Raw genomic sequence first — 20795 nt, 5'->3', positions numbered from 1 at the left:
ATTTGATTGGTGGTGGATTCAATACCCGCGATTGAAATCCACTTCCCCGCGCAATGCCTCACCCGCCTGATACGCCCGCAGGTTCTCGACAAACAGATTCACCATCATCGATGGCGAGGTCGGTGCCGAGCTGTGGCCGGTCAGCAGCAGGCCCCAAGCGGTCCAGAACGGATGACGTTGCGGCAGCGGCTCCTGACGGCAGACGTCGATCACCGCACCGGCCAGATGCCCTTCTTTCAAGGCCTCCACCAGGTCCGCATCGACCACCGCCACGCCGCGCCCGACGTTGATGAACAACCCGGTCGGCTTGAATTGCTTGAACAGCGCCGCGTCGTACAGGTCGTGGGTGTTCGGCGTATTGGGCAGCAGATTGATCACGTAATCCACTTCACCCACCAGACGCGGCAGATCAGCCAGCGCCCCGATTTCGACAAACGGCGCCTGCTCGCGGGCTTCGCTGGCGATGCCGTACAACTCGATGCCAAACGGCAGAAGGAACCGCGCCACGGTCTGGCCGATGTCACCGGTGCCGACGATCAACACTTTGCGCCCGGCCAGGCTTTGGCCATGTCGACTGTCCCACTTGCGCTCGACCTGGCTGACCAGCCGCGGCAGCACTTCGCGTTCGTGGCCGAGCATATAAGTCAGCACGTATTCGGCCATGACCTGACCGAAAATCCCCACCGCCCGAGTCAGGCGATAGTGCCGAGGCAAGCCGTCGGCCAGCAGCGGCGTAATGCCCGCCCAGGTCGATTGCAGCCATTGTGGCTCGTGGCCCTGACGCAGCAAGGTCGCCAGCAGGTCCGGCTGACCGAGCCAGATTGGACAATCAGCGGCCTGGCTGGCCAGTTCGGCGGAGTCGCCGCTGGTCAGCACTTCCAGGTCGGGCGCTGCTTGACGCAACAGCTGGGCGTACACCGGGTGGTCGTGTTCAGCAATCAGAACGCGCATGGTTCAAACCTTTCAAAAACAGTGCAGACGGCCGCCGATGGAGTAACGCTCCATCGCCCTGGCCATCGCCAAAATCATTCCAGTGTTTCATAAAGGCTCTGAACAGAGCCTGTCTGCCCGTCACATCGGGTCGTTGCGGCGCAGCAATTCTTCCGGCAAGTGTTCGATGTACTCGTCTTCGGCCGGCGGCATTTGCAAGTGGTAACCCTGCTTCTCAAGGTTATCCAGCACCACGGTGATGTCCTCGCGCGACAGTTTGCGCTCGGGGGTCAGCACCAGGTCGAAGGCGTGATGCGGTTTGCCGAAGGCGGCCATCAGACTTTCCGGGACGCGTTCCAGTGCATCGCTTTTGAGCACATAAAGGTACATCTCGTTTTTCTTCAGGCTTCGGTAGATGGAACAAATACGTTTCAAGGCTGTTCTCCGGCGGTGGCCAGGCTGTCGAGCAGCGCCTGGCCCATCAATTCGCGGCGCCAGCCACGCAGCGAATCAGGCAATTGGTAAGGACCGTTGGGGTAGCCGCTCTTGAGCAGCGCTTCCAGGGTTTTCTTGCGCAGCATCAGCTCCGGCGCAATGTTCAGGCGCTCGGCTTCGGCCTGGCCGATCGCACGCAGCTGTTTGACCAGCGTCGCGGCGTCCACCGGCAAAGGCTCCGGTACCGCTGGCGGCCATTGATCAGGCGACACACTGCCAGAGCGCTTGATCAGATCAAGCAGAAATTCGCCATCCTGACGCACGGTACGCGGGTGCATGTCTTCGATTTTCGCCAGCGCGCCGAGGTTGTCCGGCTGAGTCCGCGCCAGCGGCCACAGGGAATGCTCACGCACGATGCGGTTGCGCGGCAGATCACGGGCGCGGGCCTCGCGCTCACGCCAGGCGCACAGTTCACGCAACACGACGAGCTGGGCGCGGGAGAGTTTCCAGGCCAGCTTGGCTTCGCGATAGACCTCATACGGATCAACTTCGCGTCGCAGGTTGGCCACCAGCTCGGCGCCGTCTTCCTGGACCCAGGCGTACTTGTCGTCAGACAGCTTCGGACGAAGCTGTACGAAAACTTCCGCCAAGTGCAAAGCATCTTCGGCGGCGTAGCTGATTTGGGTGTCGGAAAGTGGACGTTGCAGCCAGTCGGAACGGGTCTCGCCCTTGGGCAGGTCGATGCCGAGCACTTCCTGCACCAGCCGCGAATAGCCCATGGAGAAACCCAGGTTCAGGTAAGCGGCGGCCAACTGAGTGTCGAACAACGGCGCCGGCAGGCTACCGGTCAGGCGCAGCAGGACTTCGAGGTCTTCGCTGCACGCATGGACGACTTTGACCACGGCCGGGTTTTCCAGCAATGCGGCCAGAGGCTGCCAGTTGTCGATGCTCAGCGGGTCAATCAGGTAAGCGCGTACGCCATCGCCGATCTGCAGCAGGCCCGCGATCGGATAAAAGGTGTCGACCCGCATGAATTCGGTGTCGAGGGCAACGAATGGCAGCTGCTGCCACTCGGCGCAAAACTGACCGAGGCTATCGTTGTCGCGAATCCAGTGAATATCGATGGCCACACGGCTCTCCCTTGAAGAATGGCGCGCAGTATATATCGCCCCCGGCGATTTCCGCGCATTCACTGAACAAGAGCTTTAGCGAAAACTCCTGCAAAACAGCAAGAAATGTCTGACAAGCGGAGACTAGCCGGCCTTACGCAGTACGTAGACGCGCATCCGCGCACAGCCGGGCAGGAAGTCCTGATGACTGAGCAAGCGCAAACCTGCGCGCTTGAACTCGGCTTCCACGTCGGCCTTGCTGGCCAACGGTCGGGGCGGAGCGCCCTGTGCATCCGTGCGCCGGCCTTTGAAATGAGCATCGACCCGTACCGCCACAATCACCGTATCGCGACTGACCCGATGAAACTCCTTAAGCATGGCCAAACGATGCTCGGGGCAGGCGATGTGTTGAAACAACTGCATGCAAAAAATGCAGTCAACCGCATTCGCCGACAAGCCGATGGTGAACGCTGAACTCTGAAAGGTCTTGACCCGTTTCAGCAGGCTCTGCGGATGGTGGGTGCGGGCATGATCGAGTATGTCCTGAGACGGATCGGCTGCGAGGATCACCCGGTTTGCATGCTCGGCCAGTACCGGCCAGAAGCGCCCGACACCGCAGGCCACATCGAGAACCAGGCCCGGCTCGCCGGCAGCCTTGAGCGCGTTGCGCACCAATTGCTCGTCACGCCAGAACGTCAACCGCCCGGCCAGGCCACGCGGTCGCGGCTGAAGACAGACGCGGGCGTGCTCCTGATCGTAGCGCCGGGCGATCTCAAGCTCGATGGCAGATGGGGGTTGAGCGGACATGTGCAATGGCTCTCGGAGGAAACTCTGCCGGCCGCACGTTAGCGACCGGCGCATGAAAAAAAGGTTGAGGTACTCACTCTGTGGCCAACACGCCGTCGATCACCGCACCACGACATCCAGCAAACATATCCAGATTCTGCTTGTACACCTTGCTCTGGACCTCCAGCAGACCGAGCATCGAATGGAACAGGTTGTCCTGGCTCAAGGGCTTGTCGCGACTCAGTTGCAGGCAATGGGTGTCCACCGAGAACGACTTTTGATAGCTGTCGGAAAACCAGGCCAGCATCGCGACATGCTTTTGTTGTTCCGGCGCCAGCATGTAAGGCGTGCCATGCAGGAACAAGTTGTACTCGCCCAGGGATTCGCCGTGGTCCGACAGATAGAGCATTGCGGTATCAACTTTGTCCTGATTACTACGCAACAAATCGATCAGGGTGGACAGCACGTGGTCGGTATACACCAGGGTGTTGTCGTAGCCATTGACGATACTTTCGCGACTGCAATTGTTCAGGGCGTTACTTTCACAAACCGGGGTGAAGCGCTCGTATTCTTTCGGGTAGCGCTTGAAGTATTCCGGACCGTGACTGCCCATCTGATGCAACACCAGCACCGTGTCTTTATCCAGGGTATCGATGAAGTGCTGCAAACCCTGCAGCAGGATTTCATCGCGGCATTCGCTATTGGCGCACAGCACCGGGTCTTTCAGGTTACTGACGTCGTCGACGGTAACCCGATCGCAAGTGCCTTTGCAGCCCGATTGGTTATCGCGCCAGATCACGTCGAGACCCGCGCGTTTGAGTACATCCAGCAGGCCTTCCTGGTTCTTTGCCTTGCTGGCGTTGTAATCCTTGCGGCCCATGTCGGAGAACATGCACGGCACCGACACTGCTGTTTCCGTCCCGCAGGAATGCACGTCGGTGAACGCGATCAAGCCGGCCTCTTTACTCAGTTTCGGTGTGGTGTCACGGTTATACCCCAGAATGCCGAAGTTCTCGGCCCGGGCACTTTCGCCCACCACCAGCACGGTCAGGGATTTTCGGCCATGGGTTTGCCAGGCGGGATTTCGCTGGGCATCTTCGCCCAGTGTGACAAAGGGTTGCCGCGCAGACGCGACCTGCTCACGCAGAAAGCCGAAAGAGGCACCGATGTAGTTGCTTGGCACTACCATCAGGCGCAATTCATGGTGATTGCGAAACAATGAGGACAAGCCTTGATAGTTAACCAGTGCGACACCACCGATCACGGCAACTGATGCGACACTCACGAGAATTTTACTGAGTAGTTCACGGTGCCAGCGACGGTAACTAACCGGCGTTCTCCATAACAAACAGGACGGCAATACACCGAGCAAAACAATATAAACAAGCAACTTGATCGAGAGTAAGTCACGCACTTCCGTCGCATTGGTTTGAGCAAAGTTACGCAACATGCCGGTATCAATCAAAACACCATATTGGCTCATGAAGTACGCCACGCCCGCACTGACCATGAAGATCAGCGTCAGGACCGGCTTCATCACGGGTCGGAAAGCCAGCAGGGTCAGCACAATGTTGAAGGCAGCCAGAATCATCAAGCCGAACGCCACGCGCATGACGATGCCTTGACCGTCAGAGGCCGTGATTTCAAACAGGTGTTGCCAGAGAACAAGATTGAAGCCCGTTAATAGAAAGGCACTGGCAATCAGTGTCACCCACTCGGGGCGCACGGCTTTAATCTTCAACATGATGATCGGCTGTTCCTGAAAAGAAGTGCCTTCGGCAAATGTGAAAATTTCATTTACCGTGACAGCACTAATTTTAGGCTGCCAACCATCAATTTTTTGTGAAAAAGAAGCCAACGATTAGTTGGCTCATGGTATGAGGCCAAAGCGCTCAACTTATTTGAGAATGGTTCAGGTTCTGTTCAGGCTTGATTCAAATACCAACGCCAGTCCTGCTCGCCGACTTCGCCCATGAACTGTCGATACTCGGCACGTTTTACTGCCAGGTACACGCCGAGGAACTGACCACCGAACGCTTCCCGTGCCCAGCCCGAACCTTCCAGCGCTCGCAACGTGGTCAGCCAGTCAGTCGGTAACAGCTCCGTGGCCTGGGCGTACCCATTGCCCTCCACCGGCGCGCCTGGATCGAGCTGTTCGCGTATACCGCGATGGATCCCGGCCAGAATCGCCGCGGCCGCCAGATACGGGTTGGCGTCGGCGCCACAGATGCGGTGTTCGATATGCCGGGAAAACGCCGGCCCGCCGGGCACGCGCAAACTCACGGTGCGATTGTCCACGCCCCACGTGGGTGCCAGCGGCGCATAGCTGTTGGTCTGGAAGCGACGGTAGGAGTTGGCGTTCGGGCAGAACAGCAGCAACGAATCGAGCAAGGTACTGAGCATCCCGCCGACCGCCTGTTTGAGCAGTGGCGTGCCGTCCGGGGCTTCGCTGGCGAACAGGTTGTTGCCCTCCTTGTCCGCCAGGCTGACGTGCATGTGCATGCCAGTGCCCGCCAGGTCATCGAACGGTTTGGCCATGAAGCACGCCGTCATCCCGTGCTTGTGCGCCACGCCCTTGACCAGTCGTTTGTAGCGTACCGCCTCGTCCATCGCCTGCAAGGCGTCGGTGCGGTGTTCGAGGGTGATTTCCACTTGCCCCGGCGCGTATTCGGAAATCGCCGTGCGCGCGGGAATGCCCTGGAGTTTGCAGGCGCTGTAAAGATCGGCCAGAAACGGCTCGATCTGTTCCAGTTCACGCAAACCGTAGACCTGAGTCCCTCGCGGCCGCCCGCCATCGACATCCCGCGCCGGTTGCGGCCGACCGTTGCTGTCGCGCTGCTGATCCAGCAGGTAGAACTCCAGCTCCGCCGCCATCACCGGGTAATAACCGTCGGCCTGCAAGCCTTCGATGACTTTCGCCAGCAGATGCCGTGGATCGGCAATCGTCGCGGGCATCCCCTCCGTCGGGTGCATGCTGACCTGCACCGCCGCCGTAGGAATCAGCCGCCACGGCATGCGCGTCAAACTGCCGCTGATCGGGTACGCCCGGCAGTCGATATCGCCAACGTCCCAGACCAGGCCGGAGTTTTCCACGTCATCGCCATTGATGGTCAGGCCAAGAATGGTACTCGGCAATGGCCGCCCGCTTTCGTACACCGCCAGCAATTCATCGCGGTGCAGCAATTTGCCCCGAGGCACACCGTTGTTGTCGAGGATGAACAACTCGAACATCTCGATATCCGGGTTCTGCTCCAGAAAGGTCTGGGCTTCTTGCTTGGAGGCGAAAGATGTCGTGGCAATACTCATGGGAATTCTCTTATTTCCGCGTCAGGCAAACGCACAGGCGTCGCCGTTTTGATCCCGGCACGCAGTGCGGGAACTGTAGGAACAATCAACGGGAAAGGCAGGAATCCGGTGGGCGCGCGTGACGGCAGTGCCACAGCGCCCAAAAGGCTAATTCGGAGGGAAGTGCGACGGGACAACCGTCCATAGATAAAACCGCAGAGAACAGGTGAGCAGCAGCGTCACACGGGAGGTTAAGTCGTTAAATCGGGATTTGAAGAACTTTGGTTGCGATATGGCTAAACATTCACATTGGGGCTCGCGTCGCAGCAGAACTATTTAATTTCTAAATACTGCTTCGGACTTTCTGATTTGCGGCCCCTAGGCCTCGCGCGCCTAATCGGCTCCTTGTCATTCAAGGTCCGATAGATGGAAAACGTTCGCGCAATCTCCCGCCCCGCCCTCTGGCTGATGTTCAGCATCATTCTTGTCGCCCTGAACCTGCGGCCTTCCATGGCCGCGATTGGTCCTTTGCTGTCGGCGATTCGCGGTGACATTGCACTGAGTTTCAGCCTGGCCTCGCTGTTGACCATGCTGCCAGTGATGGCAATGGGGCTGGCGATGTTCTTTGGGCTGGGCGTCAGCCAACGAATCGGCGAACAACGCACCGTGGTGCTCTCGCTGCTGATCATCGGCGTGGCCACGGTGTCGCGGTTATTCCTCGATTCGGCGGCCGAACTGATCCTCAGCGCCGTGCTGGCGGGTATCGGTATCGCGCTGATCCAGGCGTTGATGCCGGCGCTGATCAAATCCCGCTTCAGCGACAACGTTTCCGTGTGCATGGGGCTCTACGTCACGTCGATAATGACCGGCGCAGCGATTGCGGCGTCGTTTGCGCCGCTGGTGATGATCCGCACTGGCAGCTGGCGCGTAGGCCTGGCGATCTGGGCGGCGCTGGCGCTGATAGCGTTGCTGTTTTGGTGCGTGCAACGTGAACGGCTGCCGGCGCAGCCTGCTCAGGCGCAGCGCAATGGCTCCTTCTTCGGCAATTCCCGCGCCTGGCTGCTCGCCATCTTCTTCGGCCTGGGCACGGCGTCCTACACCTGTGTGCTGGCCTGGCTGGCGCCGTACTACGTGGAAAAGGGTTGGAGCGAACAAAACGCCGGATTGCTGCTGGGTTTCCTAACCGCCATGGAAGTGTTGTCCGGCCTGCTGACACCAGCCATCGCCAACCGCAGCCGTGACCGGCGCGTGGTGCTGGTGGTGTTGCTGGCGCTGATCATGGCCGGTTTCTGCGGACTTATTCTCAGCCCGCAGTACCTGAGTCTGTTGTGGCCATGTCTGTTGGGGCTCGGCATCGGCGGACTGTTCCCGATGAGCCTGATCGTGTCCCTGGATCATTTGGACAATCCCCAGCGTGCCGGAGGCCTGACCGCGTTCGTGCAAGGCATCGGCTACCTGATCGCCGGTCTATCGCCGCTGATTGCCGGGTTGATCCGCGATCAGCTTGGCAGCTTCGAATGGGCCTGGTGGTCACTGACCGGCGTGATGGCACTGATGATCCTGATGGTTTTGCGCTTCGATCCGCGGCATTACGCCCAACACATTCACTGACCCGGATACCCCACCATGAAACACACCGGTTTCGCCGCCGCTCACGTCGGCATGCTGCTCTGGGCACTGTTGATCGCGGCTTCGTTTTCTGCGGCAGCACAGGTCAGCCAGGCCATCGACCCGATCCTGCTGACCGGTTTGCGCCTGCTGTTCTGCGCCCTGGTGTTTTTGCCGCTGCTGCTGTTCAAGGGCGATACCGCCATGACCGCCCGCGGACTGTTCGGCCATGCCGTGCTCGGCTTGCTGCTCGCGGTGTATTTCGGCTCGCTGTTCGAGGCACTGCGCTACACCTCGGCCGTCAATACTGGAACGATGTTCACCTTGGTGCCACTGCTGACCTTGCTGTTCGAAGCCGTATTGATGCCCGACAGCAACCTGAAACAGCGGGTGCTGCCGATGCTGATTGCCGCTGCCGGGGCCGGGTTGCTGGTTTTGAAAGGCGCAGGCCCGGGTGAGCTACCTTCGCTGTATGCAGTGTCGGTATATGGCGTTGGTTGCCTGGTGATGGCGCTCTACTCGCCCCTGAGTCAACGACTCAAGGCCAGCAGCCTCAAGGGGCGCGGCCCGGTGGGCATGACTTTCTGGAACATGCTGTTCGGCGCGCTGTTTCTGCTGGCATTCTGTGGGTTCAGCGGCGGCTGGCGATCGGCGTCATTGCTGACCGTGAGCGATTTCTGGTGGCTGATTTACCTGGCGGTGTTCGCCACGCTGGCGACCTTCTGGTTGCTGCATCGGGCCATCGGCGTCATCGCCCCTTCCTCGGTCATTTCCTACATTTACCTGAGTACGCTGTTCCTCACATTGTTTCACTGGTTCTGGTTACGTCAGTCGCCACTGCCGCTGGAAATCATCGGCGCGCTGCTGGTGGGAGTCGGTATGTGGGCACTGCTGATGTCCAGCCGCCGCGGGGTGCCCGCAGCCGTTCAGGGCTGAGGGACTCTGGAACCGCCCCACAACTTTCCATGAAAACTCCTACAAGGCATTCTCCTGGCACCATCGTTCCGTTAGGATCACTCGCACAAGTTTGCGCACAGTCAGCGCAAGGAGCACAGCGAGACGGAACGGATGTTGAACAGTAACTTGCTTAGAAAGCTCGATATGCAGGACCTCATGGTGTTTATCGCCGTGTATGAGCAAAGCAGCGTCAGCGGTGTATCCGAGGCGCTCTGCGTCAGCCAGTCCACCGTGAGTTACTGCCTGAAAAAGCTGCGCACCAGTTTCGAAGACGAGCTGTTCATCAATACCCGCGCGGGTATGCGCCCTACCTACAAAGCCAGCACCATGTACGCCCACGTGCTGAAGATCCTGGAAAGCATCAACCTGTGTCACGCCGGTGCGCCAGCATTCGACCCCACCCTGCAACCAGTCACCTTCAATATCTGCGCGCCGGAATACTTCGAGCAGTTGATCCTGCCGCGTCTGTTGAAAAGCTTCGATTTCGCCGACCTTCCAGTGATGGTCAACATGCAAAAGTTCGAAACCGACATCCCGGCCGAAGAGCTACGCGACGGCAGCCTCGACCTGGTGATTTGCTTCGGCCCGAACTTTCATCGCAGTCATGGCGATTTCAAATCCCGGCTGCTGCTGGAGGACGACCTGGTCTGTGTCTTCGATAAACGTGCCACACCGCCGGAGCCACGTTTAAGCCTGCAAGCCTTCGTCGAACGCCGGCACGTGTTCCCGACACCCTGGACTTCCACCACCAACATGGTCGACGGCTGGCTGGCGCAGCAGGCGCAAAAACGGCAGATCGTCGCGCGCTCCAACAGCTACAGCGCGGCACTGAAGATGATCACCGGCACCGACTTCATCCTGACCCTGCCTCGGCGTATCCAGCAATTGCTGGCCAACGACGCGATCTTCAATCATTGCGAAGCGCCCAACGGCTTGCCCGGTTTCAGCCTCGACATGCAGTGGAGCCAGAATGTCGATCAGGACAGCGCCAACACCTGGCTGCGCGAGCAAGTGGTCAAGGCCTGCGCCGAGCAGGAAATGGCCTGAAACTCAGTGGCTGATGGCAATCTTGGTGTAGGACTCTCGATCGATGTCGAGGATTTCCACGGCCAGTTGGACTTCAATGTCCGTCGGCCATTCACACAGCTCCTGCACCACGGCCAGCAAACTTTCGGACAACTGCTGCTTGATCTGCGGTGAACGACCGCTCAACAGCGCCAGTTTCACATGCACAAAGGCTCGCTCACCTGACACCGTGCCGACCTTGAACGTCTCAACCTTCACCGCTCGGCTCTTGATGTCGTATTCGGCAGCAAACTGACCGGAAGCCACCAACGCATTGTTGAGCCGGATCAACGCCATGTCGGCATTGAGCTCGGGCAGGTTGGCGGTGTATTCCATGTGCAGGTGAGGCATGACTGAGCTCCTGAAAGTGGGCAGAAAGGTCGTACATATAACACAGCATCGCCCTACTCACTCGGGCGGTAAAAGCGAGCGTTCACTCATGAACGCCTCCAGCCGCGACCTCAACCAGCGCTCGGCGGGGTCCGTATCGACATGACTGAGCCAGACCATCGACAGATCCAGGGTCGGCGCCTTGAACGGGAACGGTTCCTTGAACAGCTGGCCGGACGCGGCCATCGCTTCGGCGGCGTAATCCGGCAGACTGGCGATCAGATCTGTCCCGGCGAGCAAGGCCGGTAGCGAGCTGTATTGCGGCACGGAAAGGACGACTTGGCGCGTACGACCAATCTCCGCCAGCCACTCATCGGCGTAACCACTGACATTGGCGGTGTGAGAAACCAGCACGTGCGGTCGCGCGCAATATTCATCGAGTGTCAGCGGAGTATCCGATGCGTCCGCGCGCAAAATGCAGGGCAGGATGTGCCGCAATAACTTGCGCTTGGCGTTAGCCGGCAGCCCGCGAGTTTGGCTGATACCAACCGTGATGTCGCCCGACGCCAGCAAATCCGGAATCCGCCAGTAATCGACATGCTGCACCACGAACACCACCTTGGGTGCTTCCTGGCGCAAGGCACGCAGCAACGGCGGCAGCAGGCCAAACTCGACATCGTCCGACAGCCCGATACGAAAAGTCATGGTGCTGCTGGCGGGGTCGAAATTATGGGTCAGGCTCAACGCCACCGACAACGAATCAAGCGCCGGCGACAGGTGCAGAATAATCTCCTCGGCCCGCGCCGTCGGCTCCATACGATGCCCGACGCGAATGAACAGCGGGTCGTTGAACATCGTGCGCAAGCGATTGAGTGCCGAACTGATGGTCGGCTGGCCGAGAAACAACTTTTCCGCCACCCGGGTGACGTTGCGTTCGAGCATCAGCGTTTCAAACACCACCATCAGGTTGATGTCGGCCTTGCGTAGTTCGTTACGATTCATCCACTGACCCCGCGCCCCCAAATCTGCTAACAGTTTAGGTAGGTGTCGCAATCGGCGTCTATGCGACTCGAGCAGTTTACGTTTAATCCAGATTCAGGCAGCGGCGCTCACAACCGTAAGACCGCCCGCTGAAACGAAGCTGCTCTGACTGAGCAGCTTCACCGCCTGAAGCCTAGATTTCCTTGACCGGGGTCTGATCGTGGGTCCCTTTGATCAAACTGATGGCATGCACACAATCAGACTTGTTGACGTAAGCCTCCCCGCTGGCAATCGTTTCATGGTTTCCCGCCCTCAAACGCCACCGCCATTGACCTTTGCCGGTCTGTGCGATGCCACGGGTTTGCCTGTAAATCTCAAAATACATTGCTCGCTCCTTGCGATTGCTGATGACGGCAGATCAGTGACCTGCGAAACGAGAGTAGATGAGGACTTTTTGCAGCAGGGTCTTTCAATGTCAGGGGATGTTTCGCAGATACAGCCTTGATTGGCGGGACGACCAATAGATTCGGGGGGCGGTAAATTGGGTGACTGCGCTGAGTAACTTTTCCCTTGAAGAGGCATATTTTTCTTACGCTGCGGTGCTGTCTGGTCCGACGCAAAAACTCTGATTCGAGCCTTTGGTGATCGCCCAGTAATCCATGCCATACGGACTGTTCACTGATTTTTTTGCTGAGTTGAATCGTCGGCTGACAGGGCCAAAGGCTGTTCTTCCATCAGCCCGGCATCTTCCTCAAGTTCTGTTTGAGGTTGAGCCGCTACCGTGGTGGTGACTGGGTCAGGATGGGGCAGGAAACCCCGTATAGCCCTTTCAATCAGTGAAAGGATTCCATAGGTGATGAAGCCAAAGATCAGTCCAACAACCAAAATGCTCAAAGGGTGCATCTGCGCTGCGTCGGGACTTTCCAACATGTAGTTAAAAGCCTGAACAGCAACGGCCACACAGGCGGCAAATGCTGCCAGCAGCTTCACAAACACCCAAATCCGTCGCCATCTGTTCATGCATTCCCCCGTCATCCGGTGATTTGCTCTGTATTGCATGATAGCTAATGACCAGGGTTACACCGAAAGCCATCGCTGGCAGAAAGGCGACTCTCTTCAGCAGATTGCGCAATCTGTTGATCGAAATCACTCATAGATACAGCGTATCTTGGCGGAGGTAGCGGCAACGCGGCTGCTGGGGTGCGGGGCGCTAATGGATGCCTACGCCAAAACAGGTTTTCGAGGCTCATGATGAAAACCACTGACAAGTCAGGTGGCACTTCGGTTACTGCGCCAATCAAGAAGACGTCAACCGGCAACGTCTGGCGCACCATGCCTGGCGGCATCTGGGCACTGGGCTTCGTCTCGATGCTGATGGACATCTCCTCAGAGATGATCCATGCATTGTTGCCGCTCTATATGGTCACAGTACTGGGTACCTCCGTTTTGGCCGTGGGTCTCATCGAAGGCATAGCCGAAGCTACGGCCTCGATCACCAAGGTATTCTCCGGGGCACTCAGCGATCGATTGGGCAAGCGCAAATTGCTCGCGGCGCTGGGCTATGGACTGGCGGCACTGTCCAAACCGATCTTTCCTTTGGCGGGCTCGCTGGACTGGCTGATCGGGGCGCGTTTTATCGACCGCATTGGCAAAGGTATTCGCGGCGCCCCGCGCGATGCGTTGGTAGCCGACATCACGCCGCCCGAGATACGGGGGGCAGCTTTCGGCCTGCGGCAAACTCTTGATACGGTTGGTGCATTCCTGGGACCGTTGCTGGCGATCGGATTGATGTGGCTAACCGCGAACCACTTCCAGAGTGTGTTCTGGGTGGCCGTCATCCCGGCCTTCCTTGCCGTCGCGGTGCTGCTGGTGTTCGTTCATGAGCCCAAACAAGTGGAAGGGACGCACCGGGTGCGTGCGCCTTTGAGCCGGCGGGAATTGGTCCGACTGGGCGCGGGCTACTGGTGGGTGGTGGGTGTCGCTGCGGTGTTCACCCTGGCGCGTTTCAGCGAAGCCTTTCTGATTCTGCGCGGTCAGGCCGTCGGGCTGGCGCCGATGTGGGCGCCAGCGGTGCTTGTCCTGATGAGCGTGGCGTATTCACTGTCAGCCTATCCCGCCGGGGCCTTGTCTGATCGTGTCAGCCGCGTGGCAGTGCTCGGCGTGGGTCTGATATTGCTGATTGCTGCCGACCTGACCCTGGCGTTCGCGCCGGGCATCGAAGGCCTGGTCGTCGGCGTCGTTCTATGGGGGCTGCACATGGGGTTTACCCAAGGGGTATTCGCTGCCCTGATCGCCGATTGCGCGCCGGCTGAACTGCGCGGAACGGCATTTGGCATGTTCAATCTGTTGACCGGGTTGGCCTTGCTGCTGGCCAGCGTCATCGCTGGAGCGTTGTGGGACACGGTAGGCTTCCAAGGCACTTTCTTGATGGGTGGGGGCTTTGCTGTTCTGACTTTGCTGGGATTGTGGGTGATCCAGGCGAGAGTTCAGGTTCGATAGGAAAGAGCGATACCGCCTGAGTTTCGCGAGAAACTCGTACCGCTCGCCGAGAAAACAGGCGGCAAACTTGCCCTGAACGAAATGCCAGAAACGAAAAAACCCCTGAAATCTTCTCTTTAACGCGGTCTGTGAGCTGAGCGTCATTCGCACTTGATCACAAGTTCGCGGTCGCGACGTCCAACTGGGCCGGCGTTCTGCTGGATGATGAGCATGGTATGCTCCGCACCAATAAGCCGCCCTGAAGCGGACTGGAAAGGACTATTCAGTGAAAAACAAAATACAAAAAATGATTGGTTCGCTTGGATATGTCATATGCAAAAAGCAAACAATAGAAACCATTTCGCAGGAAAGCGCGGCTCTACGTGATCGAATCTCAGAACTGGAGAAGCTTTTGGCTTTGGGAGATCAGGAAGCAGAAAAAATCGGCGCTAGCCAAACTCCAATGTTTGCGAGTTTGGGCGGTCGATGCGAAGTAGCTTGGCAAATAAGCAACATTTTCGGTCGCCAATTATCTGGGCCATTCGACTGGCTAGTTACACCACTTCAGTCAATCCCGCTGATGATCTCGGAAAGATTAAAGTTCATCACCGATAGACGATTCCTCGAGAAGTCGCACTACTTCCACCCATTCAACGGAAAACGTTTAGAAACCGTCATTAATACCCGCTATGGTGTTTTCCTCCACCATGAGTTTTCGCGGGATGAATCCGGAGGCATTTCGGATAATTGGCTGGAGGAAGTAGAGCAGGCCACATCAAAGTGGAAATTTGTCACTGAGCGGTGGTTTGACACTATCACGGAGGCCCCGGATGTTGTCTTTGTTCGCCAACGCGGCCGATTCTCGATGCCAGAAGAGCAGGAACTCCAGACTTCCGAAGAGGACTACCTGCTGGTCTTGGATGCGCTAAAAACAGTTTGCCCACAGGCACGGCTGGCCGTTGCTGACCCAGGCTGCCAATTATTGAGTGGAAAGATTGAAACCGCCGAAGTGGGCATATCTGGAGCGAACGACTGGAGCGATTCAGGTGATTACTGGAAGGGAGCAACGCACAAGTGGCAACCATTTCTCAGGAAGCTTGCAGAAAAATGATTGTCTCCTTCATTAAGTCACGTCTTGACGAAATCATCTTAGGTCGATGGAGCGAGGAAGGCGTGCTTGTCGGACGGTTCCGGTGGAGCGTTTACGAGGTTTTGGTGCCCGGGAGAGGGCCTTTGGCCGTAAGCGTTCCATAAACCCCACCTACCCCAAGACGGGGCAGCGATCTACCTTGGCATTTCCGGCGAGCAGTTCAACGGCAGCAGCGCTTCGTAGTCCTCAACCGACGAGGCCTGTGGCAACCGCTCCAGTACGTGACGCAGCTACGTATAGGCCTCTTGGCCGTTGACCTTGGCGGTCTCGACCAGGCTATAGATCTGCGCGCTGGCGGTAGCGCCGTTGGTGGTATCGCTAAACAGCCAGAAAACAGGCGGCAAACTTGCCCTGAACGAAATGCCAGAAACGAAAAAGCCCCTGAAATCTTTTACAATTTCAGGGGCTTAGTCTTATTCAATAATGGCGGAGAGATAGGGATTCGAACCCTAGGTACCGGTGAAGGTACAACGGATTTCGAATCCGTCCCATTCGGCCACTCTGGCATCTCTCCAACGGCGCGCATCATAACAACACTTTTGCCGGAAGCGAACCCCCTAAGCGAAATTTTTCCGTGCTATCAGATGCTTGCGTCGATTAAAGCGGTACGCCCAGACGATTGGCGACTTCTTCGTAGGCTTCGATGACGTCACCGAGGCCCTGACGGAAGCGGTCCTTGTCCATTTTCTTACCGGTGGCCTTGTCCCACAGACGGCAGCCGTCCGGGCTGAATTCGTCGCCCAGGACGATGGAGCCGTCGGAGAACACGCCGAATTCCAGTTTGAAGTCGACCAGCAGCAGGCCGGCGTCGTCGAACAGTTTGCTCAGGACTTCGTTGACCTTGAGCGACAGTTCTTTCATGCGAACCAGTTGCTCGGCGGTGCCCCAACCGAAGGCCACAACGTGGGATTCGTTGATGAACGGGTCGCCCTTGGCGTCGTCCTTCAGGAACAGTTCGAAGGTGTAAGGGTTGAGCTTCATGCCCTCTTCGACGCCCAGGCGCTTGACCAGGCTGCCGGCGGCGTAGTTACGCACGACGCACTCGACCGGGATCATGTCGAGTTTTTTCACCAGGCATTCATTGTCGCCCAGCAGTTTGTCGAATTGGGTCGGCACGCCGGCTGCTTCGAGTTTCTGCATGATGAAGGCGTTGAACTTGTTGTTCACCATGCCTTTGCGGTCGAGCTGCTCGATGCGCTTGCCGTCGAACGCCGAAGTGTCGTTGCGAAACAGCAGGATCAAACGGTCAGCGTCGTCGGTCTTGAAAACCGATTTGGCTTTGCCGCGGTAGAGTTCTTCACGTTTTTCCATGATGGGCTCCGCTTGCTAAGTAGGTGGGCTAGGCGATGTGTCGCCAGTCGAGCCCTGAATCTTGATCGGCCAGTTGCAGCCAGTCCGGGTCGCACCCGAGGGTGTCGACAAAACATTGCCGGGCCAGCTGCGGCAGGTTGTTCTTGCTGCTCAGATGGGCCAGGACCAGGTGTTGCAGGCCTTGCCAGCCCAACTCGGACACCAGGAATGCCGCCTGATGGTTGTTCAAATGCCCCAGTTCACCGCCTACCCGCTGCTTGAGAAAGTACGGGTAGTGACCGCGAGCCAGCATGTCACGGCAATGGTTGGACTCGATCATCAACGCATCGAGGTCCCGATAGCCGTCCAGCACCTTGTTGCAATACGAGCCCAGGTCGGTCAACAGGCCAAAACGCCGCTCACCATCACTGAAGACATATTGCGTCGGCTCATGTGCATCATGGGCCACGGCAATGACGCCGATGCTCAGTGCGCCGATCTGCAGTTGCTCGCCGCCAGCCAGAAGGCCAGCCGGTTCAATTGGTTTGCGCATCCCGCGCAGGGTACCGCGACTGAGGTAGACAGGCAGATTGTAGCGCCGAGACAGCAAACCCACGCCATGCACGTGGTCGGCATGTTCGTGGGTCACGAGTATCGCGCTCAGCTGCGCAGGGTTCACACCCAGGCGCAGCAGGCGTTTTTCGGTTTCCCGCAGGGAGAAACCACAATCCACCAGCACATACGTGTCAGCGCTGGCTATCAGCGTGCCGTTCCCTTGGCTACCGCTGCCGAGAACGGCAAAACGCATGTGATCAGCCCAGGTTGTCCTGAATCACGCTCAATACCTTGCGCGCCACATCTGCTGGCGCCACGGTGTTGATGTTTTTCTCGACGGTGACCTGGACGTTGTCGCCAACCTTGCTCAGGCGAACCTGATAACGCTCGGCACGGGCTTCAACTTCTTCCTTGCTCGGCGCGCTGCCGAACAGGCCGCTGAAGAAACCAGGTTTCTCGTCTTTCTTCTCGGCTTTTTCAGACAGGTTGATGTAGTACAAACCGAGGCTGCGGTTGATGTCTTCAACGCGCCATTCGCCCTGCTCCAGCGCACGACCGACGCTCGACCAGGCACGATCCAGATCGGTGCCGACGTTCAGGACAGGGTTACCGCTGCCGTCTTCGCTCAGGCTGACACGACTTGGCGTATCGGAGTCACGCGACGCCAGCATGGAGACCGAACCGCCCTTCTCCGAGATGCGGCTCATGCTCGCGAGCATGTCGTCGACCAGTGCCGCGTCCAGGCCAGTGTTGACCGAACGGTTGGTGAAGGCCACGTCGGAGGTGCTGCCAGCAGGACGCTCGGCGCTGACCACGTAGATTTCACTGGTGTTGCGCTGCACGCCTGGCTCGATGCGGACCCGCACACGGGTTTCGCTGTCGGCGCCGACACCGGCTGCGCTCAGGCGCTTGGCCATCGCAGCGGACAGTTCGTCGGAATGCTGCCAGGTGGTGGTGAATTCGCCGGTTTGCGGGCGCTGTTCGTCCAGACGGAAACCGTTGTCCTGGAAGAACTGCACAGCCACTGGCCAGGCTTCGGCCGGCGGGTTCTGCGCGACGATCCAACGCGAATCACCGGTCTTTTGCAGGGAGTAGGCGCTGGCGTCGGCCCCTGCCGACAACGGCTGCGGACGAGGCACGATGTACTCGCCCTTGACGGTGTCATCGGCCACGTTGCGCGGGATCGGCAACAGCGGATCCAGACGTTTGGCGGTGCTGACATCCGGCGGCAGTTGCATGGGTGCAGTCTGTTGCGCTTCCAGGTAATCGCTACCGCGGTCACGGAAATAACCTTCCGGGCCCCAGACCCATCCGCAGCCACTGGTGCTGGAGATGATCAAGGCAAGTGCGGAAAGTCCGGCCAATCGCTTCATGCGTAGTACTTCCTCAATTAAACCAGGACGCTGCACTGGCGCAGGGCCGTGCGAAGCGTTTCATGACAAGGTGCGCTCAGCCAGGTCAGCGGCAGGCGAATGCCTTCGTGCATCAGGCCCATTTCGACCAAAGCCCACTTCACCGGAATCGGGTTGGCTTCGATGAACAGATCCTTGTGCAGCGGCATCAATTTTTCGTTGATTGCCCGTGCAGTCTCGGCGTCGCCCTTGAGCGCGGCCTCGCACAGGTCAGCCATTTCGCGCGGGGCGACGTTGGCGGTGACGGAGATGTTGCCCTTGCCGCCCATCAGGATCAGCTCGACAGCGGTCGGATCATCGCCGGAAAGCACGATGAAGTCCTTGCTCACGCCATCAAGGATTGCCTTTGCACGCTTCATGTCGCCGGTGGCTTCCTTGATACCAATGATGTTTGGCACGGTGGACAGGCGAATCACGGTCTCGGCCTGCATGTCGCAGGAAGTGCGGCCGGGAACGTTATAGAGGATCTGTGGAATGTCGACCGCTTCAGCGATGTGTTTGAAGTGCTGGTACAAGCCTTCCTGGGTCGGCTTGTTGTAGTACGGAACGACCAGAAGGCAGGCGTCGGCGCCGGCATCCTTGGCGTTGCGGGTCAGTTCGACGGCTTCGCGGGTCGAGTTGGCGCCGGTACCGGCGATGACCGGAATACGGCCATTGACCTGCTTGACAACGGCTTTGATGACGGCGATGTGCTCATTGACATCGAGGGTCGCCGACTCGCCGGTAGTACCGACCGCGACAATGGCATGGGTGCCGTTTTCAAGGTGGAAGTCCACGAGTTTGCTGAGGCTGTCCCAGTCAAGACGCCCTTGTGCATCCATGGGTGTGACCAGTGCCACCATACTGCCCGCAATCATGAAACCGCTCCTGCCGGAAAAAGAGAGCGGTAATGGTACTGGCGCCAAGATGCTTGTACAAGCGAAGTACTGCGCTGCTGCCATTCCCCTTGGCGCTGCTTTTCGCTACCCTTCAGACTTTGATCGGTACTGATAAGCTCGTACGCCGGGTTCCAGCCTCCATTTTCGGCATCACAAGCCCCGATCCAGCGTTGCCACCCCTCGCTCTTGCCACTCTGGAGCACGTTGCAACCTTGCGGCTCGGGTTTTTTGAATTCGCATCCGCAGGCTCGCTCCCGGTAAAAAAAGCCCGTAGAAGTATCGACCGCTCATCGCTTTAGGAATGCTGCATGTCCACCCCCACAGTTCGCGAACAATTCCTTGTCATCAGTGCCCTCGGCGCCAACCCCATGGAGCTGACTAACGTCCTGTGCCGCGCCAGCCATGAAAACCGCTGCGCCGTGGTCACCTCTCGCCTGACGCGTCATGGCGAGTGCAGTGCGTTGATCCTCGAGATCTCCGGCAGCTGGGACGCCCTGGCGCGCCTCGAAGGCAGCCTGCCGAGCCTCGCCAAGAAGCACGCCTTTACGGTCAACGTGGTGCGCAGCGCGGCGCTGGAGAATCGCCCTCAGGCCCTGCCATACGTCGCCTATGTCAGCTCGGCTTACCGCTCGGACATCATTAATGAGCTGTGCCAGTTCTTCATGGACCACAACGTCGAGCTGGAAAACCTGACCTGCGACACCTATCAGGCTCCGCAAACCGGCGGCACCATGCTCAATGCCACGTTTACCGTGACCTTGCCGGCCGGCGTGCAAATCAGCTGGCTGCGCGATCAGTTCCTGGATTTCGCCGACGCGCTGAACCTGGATGCCCTTATCGAACCGTGGCGCCCACAAAACCCAATGTAAGGAAGCTTTCATGGCCGTTGCCATCGACCAACCGGTTGCCGACTTCGAAGCACCCGCCACCAGCGGGCAGACCGTCAACCTCGCTAGCCTCAAAGGCAAGCAGGTGGTGATTTACTTCTATCCGAAGGACAGCACGCCAGGCTGCACCACTCAGGGTCAGGGCTTTCGTGATCAGCTTGATGCTTTTAAAGCCGCCAACACCGAAGTCTTCGGCGTGTCCCGCGACAGCCTTAAATCACACGAAAATTTCAAGGCCAAGCAGGCGTTCACCTTTGAGCTGATCAGCGACAAGGAAGAAGCGCTCTGCCAGCAGTTCGACGTGATCAAGCTGAAAAAACTCTATGGCAAAGAATACATGGGCGTTGATCGCAGCACCTTCCTGATCGACAAGGACGGCGTGCTGCGTCAGGAATGGCGCGGAGTGAAGGTGCCGGGCCATGTGGATGCGGTATTGGCTGCGGCTCAGGCGCTGAACAAGGCCTGACACCTAAAAAGATCGCAGCCTTCGGCAGCTCCTACGCAGACCGAAGCGCTCCTGTAGGAGCTGCCGTGTAGTGGTCGAATATTTTTGGACCATGATGTAGGAGCGTCGACTTTAGGAATCATCATGGGATATCGGGTTGTTACATCTGAGGAAAAAGCGGAGGCGATCCGTTTGGTTGTGGAGATGGATTACT

General features: G+C 58.4%; 21 protein-coding genes, 1 tRNA gene and 1 pseudogene. 7 read left to right on the top strand and 16 right to left on the bottom strand.

Annotated features, from left to right (window positions below; genetic code table 11):
• Positions 1-18 precede the first annotated feature (18 nt).
• The 6 genes from KGB23_RS17760 to KGB23_RS17735 form a co-directional block, all read right to left on the bottom strand.
• A complete protein-coding gene (locus KGB23_RS17760) occupies positions 19-951 on the bottom strand; it encodes a D-2-hydroxyacid dehydrogenase (RefSeq protein WP_223432011.1) in 933 nt (310 codons plus the stop codon).
• Positions 952-1071: 120 nt separating this feature from the next.
• Positions 1072-1365 (bottom strand): YcgL domain-containing protein, encoded by a 294-nt coding sequence (locus tag KGB23_RS17755; protein WP_223432010.1) that lies wholly within the window; start codon positions 1363-1365, stop codon positions 1072-1074.
• Positions 1362-2495, bottom strand: coding sequence for a ribonuclease D (rnd, locus tag KGB23_RS17750; RefSeq protein ID WP_223432009.1), 1134 nt, complete (start codon positions 2493-2495; stop codon positions 1362-1364). The genes KGB23_RS17755 and rnd overlap by 4 nt, the downstream gene beginning before the upstream one ends.
• 123 nt (positions 2496-2618) lie before the next feature.
• Positions 2619-3281 carry a class I SAM-dependent methyltransferase gene (locus KGB23_RS17745; RefSeq protein WP_223432008.1) on the bottom strand — a complete coding sequence of 221 codons (663 nt, stop codon included), beginning with the start codon at positions 3279-3281 and terminating at the stop codon, positions 2619-2621.
• Positions 3282-3354: 73 nt separating this feature from the next.
• Positions 3355-5004, bottom strand: coding sequence for a phosphoethanolamine transferase (locus KGB23_RS17740; RefSeq protein WP_223432007.1), 1650 nt, complete (start codon positions 5002-5004; stop codon positions 3355-3357).
• Between the two features lie 179 nt (positions 5005-5183).
• Positions 5184-6566, bottom strand: coding sequence for a glutamine synthetase family protein (locus KGB23_RS17735; RefSeq protein WP_223432006.1), 1383 nt, complete (start codon positions 6564-6566; stop codon positions 5184-5186).
• Between the two features lie 405 nt (positions 6567-6971).
• On the opposite strand from KGB23_RS17735, the gene KGB23_RS17730 reads away from it, so the two are divergent.
• The 3 genes from KGB23_RS17730 (at position 6972) to KGB23_RS17720 (ending at position 10157) form a co-directional block, all read left to right on the top strand.
• Positions 6972-8156, top strand: a complete 1185-nt coding sequence (locus KGB23_RS17730; protein WP_223432005.1) for a cyanate transporter — start codon at positions 6972-6974, stop codon at positions 8154-8156.
• A gap of 15 nt (positions 8157-8171) precedes the next feature.
• Positions 8172-9089, top strand: a complete 918-nt coding sequence (locus KGB23_RS17725) for a DMT family transporter (RefSeq protein WP_223432004.1) — start codon at positions 8172-8174, stop codon at positions 9087-9089.
• 132 nt (positions 9090-9221) lie between these two features.
• Positions 9222-10157 carry a LysR family transcriptional regulator gene (locus KGB23_RS17720; protein WP_223432003.1) on the top strand — a complete coding sequence of 312 codons (936 nt, stop codon included), beginning with the start codon at positions 9222-9224 and terminating at the stop codon, positions 10155-10157.
• A gap of 3 nt (positions 10158-10160) precedes the next feature.
• Here the strand turns inward: KGB23_RS17720 and KGB23_RS17715 are convergent, their stop codons facing one another.
• The 4 genes from KGB23_RS17715 to KGB23_RS17700 form a co-directional block, all read right to left on the bottom strand.
• Positions 10161-10526 carry a 5-carboxymethyl-2-hydroxymuconate Delta-isomerase gene (locus KGB23_RS17715; RefSeq protein ID WP_223432002.1) on the bottom strand — a complete coding sequence of 122 codons (366 nt, stop codon included), beginning with the start codon at positions 10524-10526 and terminating at the stop codon, positions 10161-10163.
• A 57-nt stretch (positions 10527-10583) separates the two neighbouring features.
• Positions 10584-11507 carry a LysR substrate-binding domain-containing protein gene (locus tag KGB23_RS17710; protein ID WP_223432001.1) on the bottom strand — a complete coding sequence of 308 codons (924 nt, stop codon included), beginning with the start codon at positions 11505-11507 and terminating at the stop codon, positions 10584-10586.
• 172 nt (positions 11508-11679) lie between these two features.
• Positions 11680-11871: a YegP family protein gene (locus KGB23_RS17705; RefSeq protein ID WP_008074435.1), complete on the bottom strand. Its 192-nt coding sequence runs from the start codon at positions 11869-11871 to the stop codon at positions 11680-11682.
• Between the two features lie 290 nt (positions 11872-12161).
• Positions 12162-12506: a hypothetical protein gene (locus KGB23_RS17700; RefSeq protein ID WP_223432000.1), complete on the bottom strand. Its 345-nt coding sequence runs from the start codon at positions 12504-12506 to the stop codon at positions 12162-12164.
• A gap of 312 nt (positions 12507-12818) precedes the next feature.
• On the opposite strand from KGB23_RS17700, the gene KGB23_RS17695 reads away from it, so the two are divergent.
• Both KGB23_RS17695 and KGB23_RS17690 read left to right on the top strand, forming a co-directional pair.
• Entirely contained in the window at positions 12819-13985 is a 1167-nt protein-coding gene (locus KGB23_RS17695) for an MFS transporter (RefSeq protein WP_223432053.1), read from the top strand.
• Between the two features lie 265 nt (positions 13986-14250).
• Positions 14251-15075, top strand: a complete 825-nt coding sequence (locus KGB23_RS17690; protein ID WP_223431999.1) for a DUF1796 family putative cysteine peptidase — start codon at positions 14251-14253, stop codon at positions 15073-15075.
• Between the two features lie 173 nt (positions 15076-15248).
• Here the strand turns inward: KGB23_RS17690 and KGB23_RS17685 are convergent.
• The 6 genes and pseudogenes from KGB23_RS17685 to dapA all read right to left on the bottom strand — a co-directional run.
• Positions 15249-15443, bottom strand: a pseudogene (locus KGB23_RS17685) (transposase domain-containing protein); the annotation flags it as partial.
• Positions 15444-15538: 95 nt separating this feature from the next.
• Positions 15539-15628 (bottom strand) — tRNA-Ser (locus KGB23_RS17680).
• A gap of 83 nt (positions 15629-15711) precedes the next feature.
• Positions 15712-16425, bottom strand: a complete 714-nt coding sequence (gene purC / locus KGB23_RS17675) for a phosphoribosylaminoimidazolesuccinocarboxamide synthase (RefSeq protein ID WP_008034929.1) — start codon at positions 16423-16425, stop codon at positions 15712-15714.
• A gap of 28 nt (positions 16426-16453) precedes the next feature.
• Positions 16454-17212 carry an MBL fold metallo-hydrolase gene (locus KGB23_RS17670; RefSeq protein ID WP_223431998.1) on the bottom strand — a complete coding sequence of 253 codons (759 nt, stop codon included), beginning with the start codon at positions 17210-17212 and terminating at the stop codon, positions 16454-16456.
• A gap of 4 nt (positions 17213-17216) precedes the next feature.
• Positions 17217-18332 (bottom strand): outer membrane protein assembly factor BamC, encoded by a 1116-nt coding sequence (gene bamC / locus KGB23_RS17665; RefSeq protein ID WP_223431997.1) that lies wholly within the window; start codon positions 18330-18332, stop codon positions 17217-17219.
• Positions 18333-18349: 17 nt separating this feature from the next.
• On the bottom strand, positions 18350-19228 hold the full coding sequence (gene dapA, locus KGB23_RS17660) for a 4-hydroxy-tetrahydrodipicolinate synthase (protein ID WP_223431996.1): 879 nt from the start codon (positions 19226-19228) through the stop codon (positions 18350-18352).
• Positions 19229-19557: 329 nt separating this feature from the next.
• On the opposite strand from dapA, the gene KGB23_RS17655 reads away from it, so the two are divergent.
• A complete protein-coding gene (locus KGB23_RS17655; RefSeq protein WP_008034925.1) occupies positions 19558-20118 on the top strand; it encodes a glycine cleavage system protein R in 561 nt (186 codons plus the stop codon).
• Positions 20119-20128: 10 nt separating this feature from the next.
• Complete coding sequence (locus tag KGB23_RS17650; protein WP_008153083.1) at positions 20129-20602, top strand: peroxiredoxin; 474 nt, start codon at positions 20129-20131, stop codon at positions 20600-20602.
• The last annotated feature ends 193 nt before the right edge of the window (positions 20603-20795 follow it).

The sequence above is a fragment of the Pseudomonas sp. GL-B-26 genome, assembly GCF_019947405.1.
Lineage (GTDB): Bacteria > Pseudomonadota > Gammaproteobacteria > Pseudomonadales > Pseudomonadaceae > Aquipseudomonas.
Note: the sequence above shows the minus strand (reverse complement) of the source record. Positions and strands in the feature narration are given on the sequence as shown.

What these genes read in the sequence shown, in the direction of transcription:
- KGB23_RS17740 (WP_223432007.1), bottom strand. Translation starts at nt 5,004, where the DNA reads ATGTTGAAGATTAAAGCCGTGCGCCCCGAGTGGGTGACACTGATTGCC.
- KGB23_RS17705 (WP_008074435.1), bottom strand. Translation starts at nt 11,871, where the DNA reads ATGTATTTTGAGATTTACAGGCAAACCCGTGGCATCGCACAGACCGGC.
- purC (WP_008034929.1), bottom strand. Translation starts at nt 16,425, where the DNA reads ATGGAAAAACGTGAAGAACTCTACCGCGGCAAAGCCAAATCGGTTTTC.
- KGB23_RS17720 (WP_223432003.1), top strand. Translation starts at nt 9,222, where the DNA reads ATGTTGAACAGTAACTTGCTTAGAAAGCTCGATATGCAGGACCTCATG.
- bamC (WP_223431997.1), bottom strand. Translation starts at nt 18,332, where the DNA reads ATGAAGCGATTGGCCGGACTTTCCGCACTTGCCTTGATCATCTCCAGC.
- KGB23_RS17760 (WP_223432011.1), bottom strand. Translation starts at nt 951, where the DNA reads ATGCGCGTTCTGATTGCTGAACACGACCACCCGGTGTACGCCCAGCTG.
- KGB23_RS17655 (WP_008034925.1), top strand. Translation starts at nt 19,558, where the DNA reads ATGTCCACCCCCACAGTTCGCGAACAATTCCTTGTCATCAGTGCCCTC.
- KGB23_RS17715 (WP_223432002.1), bottom strand. Translation starts at nt 10,526, where the DNA reads ATGCCTCACCTGCACATGGAATACACCGCCAACCTGCCCGAGCTCAAT.
- KGB23_RS17670 (WP_223431998.1), bottom strand. Translation starts at nt 17,212, where the DNA reads ATGCGTTTTGCCGTTCTCGGCAGCGGTAGCCAAGGGAACGGCACGCTG.
- KGB23_RS17745 (WP_223432008.1), bottom strand. Translation starts at nt 3,281, where the DNA reads ATGTCCGCTCAACCCCCATCTGCCATCGAGCTTGAGATCGCCCGGCGC.
- KGB23_RS17725 (WP_223432004.1), top strand. Translation starts at nt 8,172, where the DNA reads ATGAAACACACCGGTTTCGCCGCCGCTCACGTCGGCATGCTGCTCTGG.
- KGB23_RS17730 (WP_223432005.1), top strand. Translation starts at nt 6,972, where the DNA reads ATGGAAAACGTTCGCGCAATCTCCCGCCCCGCCCTCTGGCTGATGTTC.
- KGB23_RS17650 (WP_008153083.1), top strand. Translation starts at nt 20,129, where the DNA reads ATGGCCGTTGCCATCGACCAACCGGTTGCCGACTTCGAAGCACCCGCC.
- KGB23_RS17695 (WP_223432053.1), top strand. Translation starts at nt 12,819, where the DNA reads ATGCCTGGCGGCATCTGGGCACTGGGCTTCGTCTCGATGCTGATGGAC.
- KGB23_RS17710 (WP_223432001.1), bottom strand. Translation starts at nt 11,507, where the DNA reads ATGAATCGTAACGAACTACGCAAGGCCGACATCAACCTGATGGTGGTG.
- KGB23_RS17700 (WP_223432000.1), bottom strand. Translation starts at nt 12,506, where the DNA reads ATGAACAGATGGCGACGGATTTGGGTGTTTGTGAAGCTGCTGGCAGCA.
- dapA (WP_223431996.1), bottom strand. Translation starts at nt 19,228, where the DNA reads ATGATTGCGGGCAGTATGGTGGCACTGGTCACACCCATGGATGCACAA.
- KGB23_RS17735 (WP_223432006.1), bottom strand. Translation starts at nt 6,566, where the DNA reads ATGAGTATTGCCACGACATCTTTCGCCTCCAAGCAAGAAGCCCAGACC.